Below are 3,435 nucleotides of genomic sequence, written 5' to 3' on the forward strand. Positions count from 1 at the left end.
AGTAGAGTGTGAAAAGCAATATTTCGAACGGCTCAAAAGTGTCTAGAGAAGCCGGGGCGATTCAATCTACCCCTTTTCCATCTTGGCAACTGACAGATCTGACAGTGCTATTTCTCTTGGGGATTGGCGCCACTATCTCCAGCAACAATGCTTCCAAAATTGGGGCCATCCTGGGGCCAAAAAATGCAGAACTGATGGGTTTGGGGCCAAAATGGGGCCACAAAAAGAGCTATGAAAAGCCGAGGTTAGCTGTCGGATATTGATTGTAAGATTCTGAATTTGCCAGCTTTATGCGGCTCTTGTTAGCTCTAGCTGGCTTTCAGCTTGCCTCAATGGTTCATCGTGTAAATGAACTGAGCCATCGAGGAACACAATCCCCCTCAACAGGCAGAGCTTGGCCGGAGAGGCTCCACCGAAAGCCATCAAATCAACGTTAGTACAAAAGCTAGTACAGATAAGTCGGCTGTTCAGAATACAGCTTAATAATCAGTGTGATATTCGTGGGTTTCATAAACGTGGAAATAGAAGGTAGGCTTTGTCTGCTGGCTCATTTCGTGGTTCTGAATTGTGTTTATATGCTTGAAAAACAAGTCGTTATACGGAGTGTTATCTCAGATTGTCTCACTTTGTCTGATCTTGATTCAGTCCGTTTCAGACCAGTTTGGTACGTATCTGTGTACACGTCAGGGCGCGTTAATGTGTCAGTGAAAAATCAGATGGCCAATCACAGGAGAGTCATATGCCACTTACTGATGCGAAGCTACGTGCCCTGTATGGTAAGCCCTACTTTGGTAAGACGGAATTGTCAGATCGTGATGGATTGTCAGCTCGGGTCACCGAGCGTGGCACCATCTCATGGCAATATCGCTATCGCTGGCAAGGAAAAGCGGCGAGACTCAAAATTGGACGCTATCCCGACCTTAAACTCGCTGATGCCAGGGCATTGATCCCTGCTATCCGTGGTGCGCTGGAGCGTAATGAACACCCTAGAGTTTTCTGGGATAAGCTCCACCAGAAGCATGATGTCACACTGAAACAGTGCTGCGAGCATTTTCGTGAGCACCATCTGCCCAAGCTGCGGCCTCGTACGGTCATGCTCTATGAGCATACCATGCAGCGCTATTTCGAACCTCTGTTTATTGGTATTCCGGTTGAACAGATCCCGTTTTCCAGCTGGCTGGAGTGGTTTGATAAAATTGGCAAGAAAAAGCCCAAAAATGCCGGTCATTTATTACGCAGATTAAAGTCCATTCTTAGTTTTTGTATTCGGAGAAATCTCATTGGCGGCTCCCCGGTGTTGCAATTACGCACCGAAGATGTTGGATCTCAACCTGAGAGAGGTACTCGTGTGCTGACCATGCGTGAACTCGCTCAGATTTGGATTGCATTTGAACAGAGCAGGGCCAGCCGCGGATTAAAATTGGCCGCCAAACTGGTGATCCTGCTGGGCTGTCGCAGTGGCGAGGCATTGGGGGCGCAGTGGAGTGAGTTTAATCTGGAGGAGCAAATTTGGACGGTTCCCGCTGCTCGTGCCAAAAGTGGATCACCAATACGTCGGCCTATTCCTACCCGGGTGATGATGTTGCTGCAAGAAGCGGCGGCGAAATCTCGGCTAAAGGGGGGGCCAGTATGTCGCTCGCCGGTGAATCCAAAGCAGTCATTGAGCAGTGCGTCCCTGATCCAGCTAGCAGAGCGGGTGCGAGATAAACTGGATCTTCCGTATTGGCGTATGCACGACATGCGTCGGACGCTGAGTACGCGTTTATCGGAGGAGCGCATCATGCCACAGGTAACCGAGAAAATGCTTGGTCACAGGATGGCTGGTGTCATGGCTATTTACAATCTTCATGATTGGACCAATGAGCAACGTGAGGCATATGAGTTATGGGATAAAAAATTAATGGAGGCAGTGAAATCCATTCAGGAAATGTAAATATAATGGAGTCATTGAATAGCGGTATAATTCATCATCTAAGATGAGCGGTTTTCCCTTGATATCCAACTGCTGACCTCTGCGGCAGAATAAAAACCTTTATTGTGTGGCGGTGGAAACTTGTGTTCTTTAATCCACCTGTACAGAGTCGATCTAGATATGCCAAGTTTTTTTAATAGTGCTTTGGTTTTTATTAGTGCTGGTTCATTCTTGTTCATATAGCCTCCTGTTTTTTAGGAGGTTAAACATCATTGGTGAATGTGTCAATTTGCTCTATTCTTAGGCGACTTGCTTTTGTGATATATAAAAGCAAGTCGCCATGCTCATACTATAAAAATGAACTTTAAAACTGTTTTCGTATATTATAAAAGCAATGAAAATGGTCGTGTATCAATATGGCTCATGGTCATGATATGTAAATTTCAATGGCGGAGGTGCTCGTTCTGTCTCCTTGGTTGCCTTTAGGGTAGGGTTTTGCTTCAGAGTTGAATCCACCGCAGCCTAATATGCACCCCTACTGCTTTATTCAATTGGCCCTCCCTCATGTCACTGAGTCAGCGAACACAATTTGTATCATCTGGGGCGATCCGTGATGGCTTAGCTAGAAAATCATTAATAGCCATAATACCCAATTCCATTTTTCTTCGTGCGGAGACATTCGCTGAGTGAACAAGAATTAGGGAAGGTGCGAATAAGCGGGTTATGTCTTCCCAACTGATTCGTGGGCTAAAAATTCTCGTGTCTGAACTGACTTTTTCTCCCACACACGCCTCGAATAAGCCTATTTTGGCCGTTTATTCGCCATTTCAGGCGCTTTCCCGGTTTTTTGTGAGATCTCTCCCACTGACGAATCATCTGGTCCACCCGAAACAGGTTGGCTAGGGTGAATAACATCGCCAGCTGGTTATCGCTTTTCAGCAGCCCCTTGTACCTGGCCGTCACAAAGCCGAACTGTCGCTTGATGATGCGAAAAGGGTGTTCTACTTTGGCCCGGATGCTGGCTTTCATGTATTCGATGTTGATGGCCACCTTGTTCTTACGCGGATGCTGCTTCAAGGTTCTTACTTTGCCAGGACGCTCAGCGATCAGCCAGCCCACGTCCACTTCGGCCAGCGCCTCGCGCTCGGGGGCCCCTTGGTATCCAACCTCGGCTGAGACAAATTTTTCTTCTCCATGCAGCAGGTTGCCTAACTGATTGAGATCATGCTCGTTGGCTGCGGTGGTGGCCAAGCTGTGAGTCAGGCCACTCTTGGCATCGACACCAATGTGGGCCTTCATGTCAAAGTGCCACTGATTGCCTTTTTTGGTCTGATGTATTTCAGGGTCGCGTTGCTGCTGTTTGTTCTTGGTAGAGCTGGGTGCCATCAATGATGGCGGCATCGACCAAGGTGCCTTGGATCATCATGGCGCCTGCTTCGGCCAGCTAGTGATTGATGGTCTTGAACAATTGGCAGGCAAGCTGATGCTGCTCCAGCAGGTGGCGGAAATTCATGATGGTGGTG

General features: G+C 47.8%; 2 protein-coding genes and 1 pseudogene. 1 reads left to right on the forward strand and 2 read right to left on the reverse strand.

Features of this window, described 5'->3' with window-relative positions:
- Window positions 1-739: 739 nt before the first annotated feature.
- Entirely contained in the window at window positions 740-1,933 is a 1,194-nt protein-coding gene (locus tag AACR77_RS00915; protein ID WP_042863736.1) for a tyrosine-type recombinase/integrase, read from the forward strand.
- Between the two features lie 38 nt (window positions 1,934-1,971).
- On the opposite strand, the gene AACR77_RS23050 is transcribed toward AACR77_RS00915, so the two are convergent.
- Together AACR77_RS23050 and AACR77_RS00920 are read right to left on the reverse strand one after the other, a co-directional pair.
- Window positions 1,972-2,151: a helix-turn-helix transcriptional regulator gene (locus AACR77_RS23050; RefSeq protein WP_080944303.1), complete on the reverse strand. Its 180-nt coding sequence runs from the start codon at window positions 2,149-2,151 to the stop codon at window positions 1,972-1,974.
- Between the two features lie 613 nt (window positions 2,152-2,764).
- Window positions 2,765-3,435 (reverse strand): annotated as a pseudogene (locus tag AACR77_RS00920) (IS5 family transposase); the annotation flags it as partial.

The sequence above is a fragment of the Aeromonas sp. ZOR0002 genome (assembly GCF_963866995.1).
GTDB lineage: Bacteria > Pseudomonadota > Gammaproteobacteria > Enterobacterales > Aeromonadaceae > Aeromonas > Aeromonas caviae.

Excerpts from the sequence above, each read along its gene's own strand:
- AACR77_RS00915 (WP_042863736.1), top strand. The coding sequence starts at position 740 with ATGCCACTTACTGATGCGAAGCTACGTGCCCTGTATGGTAAGCCCTAC.
- AACR77_RS23050 (WP_080944303.1), bottom strand. The coding sequence starts at position 2,151 with ATGAACAAGAATGAACCAGCACTAATAAAAACCAAAGCACTATTAAAA.